At 71.9% G+C, this 12,387-nt stretch carries 9 protein-coding genes and 1 pseudogene; 6 read left to right on the plus strand and 4 right to left on the minus strand.

Translation table 11 applies throughout. From position 1 onward, the window contains the following. Positions 1-59 precede the first annotated feature (59 nt). The gene (locus Q0Z83_RS38830) at positions 60-1,004 is read right to left on the minus strand and encodes an expansin EXLX1 family cellulose-binding protein (protein WP_317788328.1); all 945 of its coding nucleotides are present in this window, start codon (positions 1,002-1,004) and stop codon (positions 60-62) included. Between the two features lie 43 nt (positions 1,005-1,047). After that, positions 1,048-1,881 carry an MOSC domain-containing protein gene (locus Q0Z83_RS38835; RefSeq protein ID WP_317788329.1) on the minus strand — a complete coding sequence of 278 codons (834 nt, stop codon included), beginning with the start codon at positions 1,879-1,881 and terminating at the stop codon, positions 1,048-1,050. 246 nt (positions 1,882-2,127) lie between these two features. Between Q0Z83_RS38835 and Q0Z83_RS38840 the strand changes: the two genes are divergently transcribed. Genes Q0Z83_RS38840 through hutH form a run of 6 tightly spaced genes read left to right on the plus strand, consistent with a single transcriptional unit; the run spans position 2,128 to position 9,871 of the window. Continuing rightward, entirely contained in the window at positions 2,128-2,973 is an 846-nt protein-coding gene (locus Q0Z83_RS38840; RefSeq protein ID WP_317788330.1) for a MurR/RpiR family transcriptional regulator, read from the plus strand. A 21-nt stretch (positions 2,974-2,994) separates the two neighbouring features. Next, positions 2,995-4,626 carry a urocanate hydratase gene (gene hutU / locus Q0Z83_RS38845; RefSeq protein WP_317788331.1) on the plus strand — a complete coding sequence of 544 codons (1,632 nt, stop codon included), beginning with the start codon at positions 2,995-2,997 and terminating at the stop codon, positions 4,624-4,626. 52 nt (positions 4,627-4,678) lie between these two features. Then, positions 4,679-5,833 (plus strand): allantoate amidohydrolase, encoded by a 1,155-nt coding sequence (locus tag Q0Z83_RS38850; RefSeq protein WP_317788332.1) that lies wholly within the window; start codon positions 4,679-4,681, stop codon positions 5,831-5,833. Continuing rightward, entirely contained in the window at positions 5,830-7,110 is a 1,281-nt protein-coding gene (locus tag Q0Z83_RS38855; protein ID WP_317788333.1) for a formimidoylglutamate deiminase, read from the plus strand. Before Q0Z83_RS38850 ends, Q0Z83_RS38855 begins: the two co-directional genes overlap by 4 nt. Further along, positions 7,107-8,294, plus strand: coding sequence for an imidazolonepropionase (hutI, locus tag Q0Z83_RS38860; RefSeq protein WP_317788334.1), 1,188 nt, complete (start codon positions 7,107-7,109; stop codon positions 8,292-8,294). Before Q0Z83_RS38855 ends, hutI begins: the two co-directional genes overlap by 4 nt. Next, complete coding sequence (gene hutH / locus Q0Z83_RS38865; protein ID WP_317788335.1) at positions 8,291-9,871, plus strand: histidine ammonia-lyase; 1,581 nt, start codon at positions 8,291-8,293, stop codon at positions 9,869-9,871. Before hutI ends, hutH begins: the two co-directional genes overlap by 4 nt. 30 nt (positions 9,872-9,901) lie before the next feature. On the opposite strand, the pseudogene Q0Z83_RS38870 reads toward hutH, so the two are convergent. Both Q0Z83_RS38870 and Q0Z83_RS38875 read right to left on the minus strand, forming a co-directional pair. Next, a pseudogene (locus Q0Z83_RS38870) lies at positions 9,902-11,236 on the minus strand (MFS transporter); the annotation flags it as partial. Continuing rightward, positions 11,233-12,282 carry a MerR family transcriptional regulator gene (locus Q0Z83_RS38875; RefSeq protein ID WP_317788337.1) on the minus strand — a complete coding sequence of 350 codons (1,050 nt, stop codon included), beginning with the start codon at positions 12,280-12,282 and terminating at the stop codon, positions 11,233-11,235. The gene Q0Z83_RS38875 and the pseudogene Q0Z83_RS38870, both read right to left, overlap by 4 nt. Between the last annotated feature and the right edge of the window lie 105 nt (positions 12,283-12,387).

The following is a 12,387-nucleotide window of genomic DNA, read 5'->3' on the forward strand; positions in this document are numbered from 1 at the left end:
CGACGGGTCGTCCCCCGGCCAAAGCGGCCAGGTGGACGACCCGTCGGTATAACCGCTGGTCAGCAGGAGGACGGGGCGCCTTCGGCGGCGGCCAGGTCGACCAAGGGCTGGTCGGCGGGCGTCGGGTCGGCACTCGGGGCCGTGGCGGACTCCGTCAGCGGGGTCGTTGTGGTCGCCGACGCTGCGGGGGCCGCTGATTTCGCGGTCTTGGCGGCCGGGGACGTGGTGGCCTTCGCCGTGGGGGTGGTGGCCTTTTCGGCGCTGGTCACCGTCGTCGAGCCGCCAGTGATGCGGGTGCTCGTCTTCTGGACGGTTCCCGGGGACATCTTGATGCCGGAGACGGTGGCCGTGTTGCCGTACACATCGGTGATTTTGATCTTGAAGGGTCCGGGGCCGGCCCCTGCGTCGATGAGCCAGTAGTTGTAGTCGGTGCGGTGGGCGGTCTTGAAGCTGCCGCTGCCGCTGGCCACCTGGACCTTCGAGAGCAGGTTCGCGTGGTTGTCGATGCGCGCCGCGAACCAGTACTGGGAGGCGCCCTCCTTGATCCGCACGCTGATGCCGGCGGGGGTGGACGGGTTCGTCACCAGCTTGTACTTGATCGGGATGATGCCGTCGATCTCGTTACCGATCTTCTTGAACGCGGTGCGGCTCAGGTCGATGTGGCCGGCGGGGCACTCGGGGCAGGAGTCGAAGACCTTGACGCGGACCTTGCCCTTGGGGCCGGTGACGTCGAGGTAGGCGCCGCAGGACGCGCCCTCGGAGTACTCGGAGGGGCCGAGCGCGACGTAGAGGTCGTCGGCGGGGACCTCGAACGAGCAGTTGCCCGAGGTGCCGGCGAGGTCGTAGAAGGTGGCCTTGCCGGATTTCTGGGTGGTGCTCGGTGGAGCGGCACAGGCCGATCCGCCGTTCGTCAGGAGCATGGCGACGCCGAGGATGCCGGCGAGAACGGCGGCTCCGCCGGCGGCGAGCCATCGGGCACTGAACGGGGATCGATGAGCGCTCACGACCTCGCATCCTGGTCGCCCGGCGGGGGTGGGGGCAAATCTTCTAAGACTCTCCTAAGGCGCCGTCACTCTGCACGGTGACCTGGTCACCGACGTGGAGGTGGCCGGTCTGGCCGGCGGTCAGGTCGGGGATGAGGTTGACGGCGAAGAGGAGGCCGTCGCCGAAGCGGCGGTGGCGACCGAGGACGTGCAGTGGCTGCCGCCCGGTTTCGCCGGTTTCCTGGTCGATGGTGGTGACCCGGCAGCGGCCGCAGGGTTTGGCGACGCGGAAGGTGAGGTCGCCGATGTGGAGGCGATGGCCGATCCAGTCGTCCTCGGCCCAGGGTGGGGCGCCGTCGATGACCAGGTTGGGTCGGAAGCGGTGGATGGGGATGGGGTCGTCACCGGTTTCGAGGAGCCAGTCGTTCACAGCGTCGAGGGAGGCGGTGTTGGCGAGCAGGACCGGGTAGCCGTCGGCGAGGCTGACGCGGTCGCCGGGCTGGGCGGATCCGGCCACGGTGCGGGTGGTGGGGTCGGACTGCCAGACCAGGCGGGCGTCGCGACCGAGGAAGGTGGCGACCCAGCCGGTGTCGGCGACGCGGGCCGGCAGGTGCGGCTTGGAGCGGAAGATCCGCACCTGGATCTTCGGACCGTCGGTCGGCTCGGGGACGTCGATGTCGGGCATGCCCGGTGCGCTGAGGTGCAGGCCGCCTGGGTGGGGCCGGGCGGTGAGCTGGGTGAGGGTGGCGGTCTCCCGCTGGGTGATGCCGACTCCGTCGGCATCGACGATCATCCAGCGGCGGTCAGCGGCCAGGCCCCATGGTTCGACGACGGCTTCGTCGTGGTCAAGGCGGTGACAGCCCTTGACCGGGTACGTATGGAGGGAGCTGATCCGCATGCCGCAAGCCTGCCACAGCGGCGCTGACCCGCAGCTGAATGGAGATCAGCCGATGCAGCCGGCGCGGGCGCCGAAGTGATCGCCCGCCCGGAAGTCCCCGGAGCCGGATTTCCGCCCGCCCGGACCGCCTCCGCGCTGGGTTCCGCATGTCGGACCACCCCGGCGTCGGGTTTCCGCATGCCCGGTGAGGCGTTGAACGGACACGAAGTCTGGTTTTCTGAAAGATATTATGCATAAGCTGCTGGGGTGAATGACGGAGCGGTCAAAGCGGCCGGGCGGGTGCTGGATCTCTTCCAGGGCGCACGCCTCACCCCCACCCAGCGGCGCATCGCGCACAGCCTGGTCGAGCACGCGGCGAAGGCGGCCTACCTGTCCGCCGCCGAGGTGGCCGAGCTCGCCGGGGTGAGTCAGCCGTCGGTGACCCGGTTCGCGATGGCGCTCGGTTACTCCGGGTATCCGGCGTTGCGGCGGGAGCTGCGGGTCCGCACCGACGACGCGCCGGCCGAGCCGGCGGCGCGCAACGCGATGCAGCGCGCGGTGCACGCCGAGACCGAGCACCTGCGGCGGCTCGAGGAGCAACTTCACGACCCCGAGGACGCACGCCGGGCGGCCGCCCTCCTGATCGGGAGCCGCCCGCTGCCGGTCCTCGGCGTGCGGGCCGCGGCGCCACTGGCCGCGTATTTCGGGTACTTCGCGGCCAAGGTGTTCCCCGGCGTGCGGGTGCTCGACGGCGGCGGGACCAGTCTGCTGGACCGGCTCGATCAGGCCCGCGCGGACGGCGCCGGTGCGATGCTGGCCATCGTGCTCCCCCGCTATCCGCGTGAGTCGGTGGAGGCCGTCCGCGAGGCACGGGCGGCCGGGTTGTCGGTGGTCGCGATCACCGACTCGGCGGTCAGCCCGGTGGCCGAGCACGCCGACGTGGTGCTGCCCGCCGCGGTCGGCACCCAGCTCGTGTTCGACCTGCACACCGGCCCGATGGCGATGGCCATGGTGCTGCTGCAGGCGATGTGCGACGCGGCCCCGGAGCCGGTGCAGCAGCGGCTCGAGGAGTTCGAGGCCGCCGCCGCCCGGCGGCACATTTTTCTCGCGTAGAGCGTGTAGGAGGAGACGAGGATGTCCGAGATCCGGGCGCCGCGCGGTACGGCGTACACCGCACAGGGTTGGCCGCAAGAGGCCGCCAAGCGGATGCTGATGAACAACCTCGACCCGGACGTGGCCGAAAGGCCGCAGGATCTGGTCGTCTACGGCGGTACCGGTAAGGCGGCGCGGGACTGGCCGTCGTTCCACGCGATCGTGCGTGAGCTGGACGCGCTGAAGGGCGACGAGACGCTGCTCGTGCAGTCCGGTAAGCCGGTCGGTGTGCTGCGCACCCACGAGTGGGCGCCGCGGGTGCTGATCGCGAACTCGAACCTGGTCGGCGACTGGGCGACCTGGCCGGAGTTCCGCCGGCTGGAGCAGCTGGGCCTGACCATGTACGGCCAGATGACCGCCGGCTCGTGGATCTACATCGGCACGCAAGGCATCCTCCAGGGCACCTACGAGACGTTCGCCGCGGTGGCCGCCAAGAAGTACGGCGGTGACCTGGCCGGGACGCTGACCCTGACCGGCGGCTGTGGCGGCATGGGTGGCGCGCAGCCGCTCGCGGTGACCATGAACGGCGGCGTCTGCCTGATCGTGGACGTGGACCGGACCCGGCTTCAGCGTCGTGTCGACACCCGCTACCTGGACGTGATCGCCGATTCGCTGGACGAGGCGGTGTCGATCGCGCTGAAGGCCAAGGCGGAGCGCAAGGCCCTGTCGGTGGGTGTGGTCGGCAACGCCGCCGAGGTCTTCCCGACCCTGCTGGCGAACGGTGTCGCGATCGACATCGTCACCGACCAGACCAGCGCGCACGACCCGCTCAGCTACCTGCCGATCGGTGTCGAGCCGGCCGACATGGCCGAGTACGCGCGGACCAAGCCGGAGGAGTTCACCGATCGGTCCCGGGTCAGCATGGCCAAGCAGGTCGAGGCGATGGTCGGGTTCCAGGACGCCGGGGCCGAGGTGTTCGACTACGGCAACTCGATCCGTGGCGAGGCGAAACTCGCCGGGTACGAGCGGGCCTTCGACTTCCCCGGGTTCGTGCCGGCGTACGTCAGGCCGTTGTTCGCCGAGGGCAAGGGCCCGTTCCGGTGGGCGGCGCTCTCCGGTGACCCGGCCGACATCGCCGCCACCGACCGGGCCGTGCTCGACCTGTTCCCGGACAACGACCCGCTGGCCCGGTGGATCCGGATGGCCGGTGAACGGGTCGCCTTCCAGGGGCTGCCGTCGCGGATCTGCTGGCTCGGTTACGGCGAGCGGGACAAGGCCGGTGTCCGGTTCAACGACATGGTGGCGCGTGGTGAGGTGAGCGCGCCGATCGTGATCGGCCGGGATCACCTGGACGCCGGTTCGGTGGCGTCGCCCTACCGGGAGACCGAGGCGATGCTCGACGGCTCCGACGCGATCGCCGACTGGCCGCTGCTGAACGCGCTGGTCAACACCGCGTCCGGGGCGAGCTGGGTGTCGATTCACCACGGCGGTGGGGTGGGTATCGGGCGCAGCATCCACGCCGGGCAGGTGTGTGTCGCCGACGGCACCGCGCTGGCCGGGCAGAAGATCGAGCGGGTCCTGACCAACGACCCGGCGATGGGCGTACTGCGGCATGTGGACGCCGGATACGAGTCGCACTCGGCCGGTGGCGTGCAGATCCCGATGGCGCGATGAGCGAGTTCGGTCGTCACTCATGGCCGGGCCCTAGCGCATCGGCGGTGGCCGCATGAGCGAGTTCGTCAAACTCTGGGCGGAGATCGCGCCGATCGGGCGGGCCGACAGCGGTGGTTATCTGCGGTTCGCCCTGACCGAGCCGGAGCTGACGCTGCGCGACTGGTTCCGTGGGCAGGCCGCTCAGCGGGACATGACGGTCACCGAGGACGGCAACGGCAACCTGTTCGCGTGGCGTGGTGAGCCGTGGGCGCCGGGAACCGTGCTGACCGGGTCGCATTTCGACTCGGTGCCGCACGGGGGCGGTTATGACGGGCCGTTGGGGATCGTCAGCGCGTTCCTCGCCGTGGACCGGTTGCCGGCGGACCGGAAGATCGGGATCGCGGCCTTCGTCGAGGAGGAGGGCGGGCGTTTCGGCGTACCGTGCCTGGGGTCCCGGCTGTTGACCGGGGTGATGGACCCGGTGAAGGCGGCCGCGTTGACGGACCGGGACGGTGTCTCCTTCGGTGAGGCGCTGGGCGCGGTCCCGACCGGCGCGGATCAGCGGATCGGGCAGATGGCCGCGGTCGTCGAGCTGCACATCGAACAGGGTGTCGCGTTGCGGCGGCCGGTCGGGGTGGCCAGCGCGATCTGGCCGCACGGCCGCTGGCGGATGGACTTCGTGGGCGTCGGTGATCATGCCGGGACCACCCGGATGACCGATCGGCACGACCCGATGCTGACCTTTGCGCACACCGTGCTGGCGGCCAACGAGGAGGCCCGGCTGTCCGGGGCGCACGCCACCGTCGGCCGGGTGCAGGTCGAACCGAACGCCACCAACGCCATCCCGTCGCTGGTCCGTGGCTGGCTCGACGCCCGCGCCGCCGACACCGCGACCCTCGACCACCTCGTCGACACCGTGCTGAAGACCGCGACCGAACGGGCCGGCCGGGACGGCACCACGCTGTCGGTGACTCCCGAGTCGGTGACCGCGGAGGTGTCCTTCGACACGACGCTGGCCGCCCGGCTGAGCGCCCTGCTCGACGACGCGCCGATCCTGCCGACCGGCGCCGGGCACGACGCCGGGGTGCTGTCCGCGCACGTGCCGACCGCGATGCTGTTCGTCCGCAACCCGACCGGCGTCTCGCACTCCCCGGCCGAGCACGCCTCCGACGCCGACTGCGAAGCCGGTGTCGAAGCCCTGGCCCGGGTGCTGGAGGACCTGTCATGAGGTCGGTCTTCCACGCGCGGTACGCGTGGGTCGGCGACGGTGTGGCCGAGGACGTGCGGATCGAGATCGAGAACGGCCGGTTCACCGCGGTCACGCCCGGGTCGCCGGCCGTCGGCGAGCCGCTGCCCGGCCTGGTGCTGCCCGGCCTCGCGAACGCCCATTCGCACGCCTTCCACCGGGCGCTGCGCGGTCGCACGCACAGCGGCCGGGGCAGTTTCTGGACGTGGCGGGAGCAGATGTACGCGGTCGCCGCGGCGCTCGACCCGGACGGCTATCTGGCGCTGGCGCGGGCCGTCTACGCCGAGATGGCGTTGGCCGGGATCACCTGTGTCGGCGAGTTCCACTACCTGCACCACGCGCCGGGCGGAGTCCGGTACGCCGACCCGAACGCGATGGGCGCGGCGTTGATCCAGGCCGCCGACGAAGCGGGCATCCGGATCACCCTGCTCGACACGCTCTATCTCACCGGTGGTGTGGACGGGACGCCCCTGCAGGGCGTTCAGGAACGGTTCGGCGACGGCGACGCCTCCCGCTGGGCCGAACGGGTGGGCGCGCTGAGTCCGTCCCCGCACGCGGTCATCGGTGCGGCGATCCATTCGGTACGGGCGGTGCCGGCCGATCAACTGGCCGAGATGGCCGGGCATGCTCCGTTGCATGTGCACCTCTCCGAGCAGCGGGCCGAGAACGAGCAGTGCCGGGCCGTGCACGGCTGCACCCCCGCCGAGCTGCTCGATCGGCACGGTGTCCTGGGGCCCGGCACCACCGCCGTGCACGCCACCCACCTCACCGACGGTGACGTCAAGCTGCTGGGCGACAGTGGCACCGGCGTCTGTTTCTGCCCCACCACCGAACGTGATCTGGCCGACGGCATCGGCCCGGCCCGGCGGCTCGCCGACGCGGGGGTGCCGCTCAGCCTGGGCAGCGACAGTCACGCGGTGATCGACCCGTTCGAGGAGCTCCGCGCGCTGGAGATGAACGAGCGGCTGGCCAGTGAGACCCGCGGCCATTTCCCGGCCGCGTCGCTGGTGACGGCGGCGGCCGCTCATGCGGCCCTCGGCTGGGACGACGCGGGCGTCATCGCGACCGGCATGCGGGCCGATCTGGTGGCGATCTCCCTTTCCACGGTACGGACCGCGGGCGCCCGACCGGACCAGGCGATCCTGGCCGCGACCGCCGCCGACGTCACGCACGTGATCTCCGGTGGCCGGCGGATCGTCGCGGACGGCACACACACCCTGGTCGACGTCCCCCGCGAGTTCGCGAAGGTCCTCTCATGAGCCTGCTCGTCACCAACATCGGTGAGCTGGTCACCAACAGTGACCGCCGTCTCGGGCTGGCCCGGGACATGGCGGTGGTGACCGAGAACGATCGGATCGCCTGGGTCGGCCCGGCCGGTCGCGCGCCGGCCGCCGACGACATCCTCGACGTGGCCGGCGCCGCGGTACTGCCCGGTTTCGTCGACAGCCACGCCCATCTCGCCTTCGCCGGTGATCGGGCGGCCGAGTTCGCGGCCCGGATGGCCGGGGAGCCCTACACCGGCGGCGGCATCCGCACCACCGTCGGCGCGACCCGTGAGGCATCCGACTCCGTGCTGCGTCGGAACGTCACCCGCCTGGTCACCGAGATGCGGCGGCAGGGCACCACCACCGTCGAGATCAAGAGCGGGTACGGCCTGAACGTCGACGACGAGGCCCGCTCGCTGCGGATCGCCTCCGAACTGACCAGCGAGACCACTTTCCTCGGCGCACACGTGGTGCCGGCTGAATACGTCGACGACCCGTGGAAGTACGTCGGGATGGTCACCGGCCCGATGCTGGCCGCCGCCCGCCCCCACGCCAAGTGGATCGACGTCTTCTGCGAACGCGGCGCCTTCGACGAGGATCAGTCCCGCACCATCCTCGCCGCCGGGCAGGCCGCCGGACTGGGGCTGCGGGTGCACGGCAACCAGCTCGGCCCCGGCCCCGGCGTGCGGCTGGCCGTCGAGATGGGCGCGGCGAGCGTCGACCACTGCACCCACCTCGACGACGCCGATGTGGACGCGCTCGCCTCCACCGCGATCGACTGCATGTGCGCCGACGGTGGGCACTCGACCACGGTGGCCACGCTGCTGCCGGGGGCCGAGTTCTCCACCCGCTCGCCGTACCCGGACGCGCGGCGGCTCCTCGACGCCGGAATCACCGTTGCGCTGGCCACCGACTGCAACCCGGGTTCGTCGTACACCTCCTCGATGCCGTTCTGCATCGCCCTCGCCGTCCGCGAAATGCGGATGACCCCGGCCGAAGCGGTGTGGGCGGCGACCGCCGGCGGGGCGCACGCGCTCCGCCGCGACGACATCGGCCGGATCACGGTCGGCGCCCGCGCCGACCTGATCGTTCTCGACGCGCCGTCGCATCTGCACCTGGCCTACCGGCCCGGTGTCCCCCTGATCCGTACCGTCCTGCACAACGGAGTGCCGCAATGATCGTCACCGTCCAATCCACTGGTGTCTCCGCGGCCGACGTCGTCGCCGTCGCCCGCTCCGGCGCCGCCGATGCCTCCGCTGCCCACCTCGCCGGTGCCGCCGGCGGTGTCCGCGTCGAGATCTCTCCCGAAGCCGTCGAGGCCATGGCCGCAAGCCGGGCCATCGTCGACGGCATCGAGGCCTCCGGCCGTCCCGTGTACGGCGTCTCCACCGGGTTCGGTGCTCTCGCCAGCACCCCCATCGAACCGGCCCGCCGGGCCGAGCTGCAGCACGCGCTGATCCGCTCGCACGCCGCCGGCATCGGCGCGCCGATGCCCCGCGAGGTGGTCCGGGCCATGATCCTGCTGCGGGTACGGTCGCTGGCGCTCGGCCGATCCGGGGTCCGGCCGGTCCTCGCCCAGGGTCTCGTCGACCTGCTCAACCACGACATCACACCGTGGGTGCCGGAACACGGGTCGCTCGGTGCGTCAGGCGACCTGGCACCACTCGCCCACTGCGCTCTGGTACTGCTCGGCGAAGGCTGGGTGCTCGGCAAGGACGGCTCCCGTGTCGCCGGCGCCGAGGCGCTGCGTGGCGCCGGTCTGCACCCGCTCGACCTGGCCGCCAAGGAGGGCCTGGCGCTGATCAACGGCACCGACGGCATGCTCGGCATGCTGCTGCTGGCGATCGCCGACGCCCGCCACCTGTTCACCATGGCCGATGTGACAGCAGCCCTGGCCATCGAGGCGATGCTCGGATCGGACCGGCCGTTCCTCCCCGAACTGCACGACATCCGGCCGCATCCGGGGCAGGCCGCATCGGCCGCGAACATCCACCGGCTGCTGCAGGGCTCGGCGATCATGGACTCGCACCGGGACGACCTGGCGCACGCCGTGCAGGACGCATACTCCATGCGATGCGCGCCGCAGGTCGCCGGAGCCGCCCGGGACACCCTCGACTTCGTCATCACGACCAGCGGCCGGGAGCTCGTGTCGGTGGTGGACAACCCGGTCGTGCTGCCCGACGGACGGGTCGAGTCGACCGGTAACTTCCACGGGGCGCCGCTCGGTTTCGCCGCCGATTTCCTGGCCATCGCGGCCGCCGAGGTGGGGGCCATCGCCGAACGCCGGGTCGACCGGCTCCTCGACGTCACCCGGTCCCGGGAGCTGCCGCCCTTCCTGTCCCCGGACGCCGGCGTGAACTCGGGGCTGATGATCGCCCAGTACACCGCGGCCGGGATCGTCGCCGAGAACCGCCGGCACGCCTCCCCGGCGTCGGTCGACTCGTTGCCGACCAGCGGCATGCAGGAGGACCACGTGTCGATGGGCTGGGCCGCCGCGAAGAAGCTGCGCATCGTCCTGGACAACCTCACCAGCCTCCTCGCTGTCGAACTGCTCTCCGCTGTCCGTGGCCTGCAACTACGAGCCCCGCTGACCCCGTCGGCGGCCGGGCGGGCCGCCCTGGCCGCGGTCGGCCCCTTCGCCGGCGAGCCCGGCCCGGACCTGTTCCTGGCCCCGGTCCTGGAGCAGGCCCGCGCGGTCGTCGCCGGCCCGGCGCTGCGGACGTCGATCGAGGCGGCGATCGGCCCCCTCCGCTGACTGCCGCACCGCGCTCAGCTCCGGCGCCGCGCGGACGGTGGCGACCACGGCGATCATCGTGAGCAGACCGCCCGCGATGATCGCCGGACGCGGGCCGGCGACGGCACCGGCGGCCCCGTGCAGCAGGTTCGCCAGCTGCGGGCCGCCGGTCAGGACCACGGTGAGCAGACCCTGAACCCGGCCGCGCAGCGCATCGTCGGTGTGCGCCTGGGTGATCGCGTTGCGATGGGTGCTGAGCACGAAATTGACCGCACCACCGAGCACCAGAGCGGCCAGTGCCACCCAGAGGTGAGTCGTCAGGCCCAGGGCGACGACGGTGGCACCCCAGGCGACCGCGGCGGCGGCCATCGTCCGGCCGGGACGGCGGACCCGGGTGAACGTGCCGGAGAAGAGCCCGGACAAGATCACGCCCGCCGGGTAGGCGGCGTAGAACAGGCCGAGCACCGGACCGCCACCGGGCGGGTCACCGTAGGTGTGCGCGGCCAACTCCGGAAAGAGCACCACGGGCATGCCGAGAACCATCGCGGCCAGGTCCACCGCCAGAACGGCCATCAGCAACCGGCTGGTCCGAAGGTGACGCAGCCCGTCACGGAGACCGCGACCAGCCCGCCCCGAACCAGTCCCGGACGGTCCTGCGGTCACACACGCTTCAGACGTCCGCGCCGCCGGGCCACTCCCGGACGGTCCTGCGGTCACACACGCTTCAGACGTCCGCGCCGCCGGGCCGTCCTCGGGTGGCTGTGCTGCCGAGCCCGCCCGAGGCGATAGCGCTGGTGGGGGCATCGAGGGCAATCGGGCGACGGCCCAGAGGACGGCCAGCAGAGTGACGGCGTCGCAGAGGTAGAGGGTGCTCAGGCCGGCCACCGGGATGAGCAGGCCGCCCAGCATCGGGCCGAGGATCCAGCCGCCATAACGGACCAGGGAGTTCAGGCTGTTGGCGGCGGCCAGCAGCTCCGCGGGCAGCAGCCGGGGCAGGACCGCGCCGGCGGTGGTGGCGATCGCCGCGAAGGTCAAGCCCTGGCAGGTCACCAGCGCTAGCAGGACCGCCAGTGGACCGTCGAGGAACGCCAGCGCCCACAGACCCGCATAGGTGGCGGCGAGGCCCGCCTGCGCCGCCAGCAGGACCAGCCGCCGGTCCCAACGGTCGGCCAGGGTGCCGGCGGTCAGCGCCCCGATCACCAGGCCGGCGAACGACAGCACCGCGGAGCCGCCGAGCGCCGCGGACGAACCTGTCGTCGCATACAGCTGGGCCGGGACGGCGACCACGCTGAACGAGCCGCCGACCGCGGTCACCAGGGACGCCACCCACCAGCGGCGGAACGCGGGAACGGCGAGTGGGCGGCGGTCGGCGAGGGCCGCCCTCACGCGGCGACCACGTCGGCGACCACCGCGGCGACGTTGTCGTGGGCGCCGGCCCGGTAGGCACGGGTGAACAACTCGTCGAGAACCTGGTGCGGATCGCCCGCGGCGGCCAGGACGGAACGCAACTCCGGCTCCGGGACCGTCGTGGCCAGGCCGTCGGAGCAGAGCAGGTAGCGGTCGCCGGCGGCGGCCTCGTGCAGGGACAGGTCGGGGGTTTCGTCGCCCGCCCCGGTGAGGGCTTTGACCAGCAACGACCGCTGTGGATGGACTGCGGCCTCGGCCTCGGTCAGGCGGCCCTCGGCCACCAGCGACCGGACATATGTGTGGTCGACGGTGATCAGGCTCAGCTCACCGTCACGCAGGCGGTAGGCCCGGGTGTCACCGATGTGCGCGAGTGCCAGTTGTGAGCCGGACCAGTAGAGGGCGGTCAGCGTCGTGGCGGCCTCGCCGTCGATCTCGCCGACCGACCGGGACGCCACCCGCACCGCCTCGGCCAGCGAGCCGAGCAGGTCGCCGGCCGGGACCGTCACCGTCTCCAGCGCCCTCAGCGCATCGACCGCGGCGGCGCTCGCCCGGTCGCCGCCGGGACCGCGCATGCCGTCGGCCACGGCCATCAGGCGAGGGCCCGCGTAGGCGGTGTCCTCGTTGCTGTCACGCACCAGGCCGGTCTCGGACCTCGCCGCGTAACGGATCCCCAGTGTGCCCATCGCGCTGCCCCTCCCGGAGAGATAGTCGACGAGGAAGGTGGCGAGCCGGCCCCGCTCGGCGGTCTCGGCGAGCACCTGATCCCAGTAGGCGCCGATCTGCACCGCCTGCTCGGGAGCGGGTGACTCGCAGATCTGTCGGATCCGCTCCAGCGGCATGCCGAGCCGGCGCAGCCAGGCGATCAGGCGAGCCTGGTCGAGCTGCTCCGGCGCGTAGAGCCGATAGCCCGAGCCGTCGTCGACCTCGGCCGGCCGCAGCAGGCCCAGCTCGTCATAGAGCCGCAGTGCCTTCGGCGACAGCCGGGCCGCCCGGGCGAACACGCCGATCGTCAGCAGCTCACGCACCGTGTCTCCCACCCCCGTGTCCTCGTACCGGCCACCCGGCCGATACCGACGATGCTGTGCCCTACCCCAAGGGCAAGGTCAAGCCGGCGCCCGCTCGGCTTCCCG

It is taken from the genome of Actinoplanes sichuanensis (genome assembly GCF_033097365.1).
In the GTDB taxonomy this organism is placed as follows: domain Bacteria; phylum Actinomycetota; class Actinomycetes; order Mycobacteriales; family Micromonosporaceae; genus Actinoplanes; species Actinoplanes sichuanensis.

What these genes read in the sequence shown, in the direction of transcription:
- Q0Z83_RS38855 (WP_317788333.1), top strand. Translation starts at nt 5,830, where the DNA reads ATGAGGTCGGTCTTCCACGCGCGGTACGCGTGGGTCGGCGACGGTGTG.
- Q0Z83_RS38835 (WP_317788329.1), bottom strand. Translation starts at nt 1,881, where the DNA reads ATGCGGATCAGCTCCCTCCATACGTACCCGGTCAAGGGCTGTCACCGC.
- hutH (WP_317788335.1), top strand. Translation starts at nt 8,291, where the DNA reads ATGATCGTCACCGTCCAATCCACTGGTGTCTCCGCGGCCGACGTCGTC.
- hutU (WP_317788331.1), top strand. Translation starts at nt 2,995, where the DNA reads ATGTCCGAGATCCGGGCGCCGCGCGGTACGGCGTACACCGCACAGGGT.
- hutI (WP_317788334.1), top strand. Translation starts at nt 7,107, where the DNA reads ATGAGCCTGCTCGTCACCAACATCGGTGAGCTGGTCACCAACAGTGAC.
- Q0Z83_RS38850 (WP_317788332.1), top strand. Translation starts at nt 4,679, where the DNA reads ATGAGCGAGTTCGTCAAACTCTGGGCGGAGATCGCGCCGATCGGGCGG.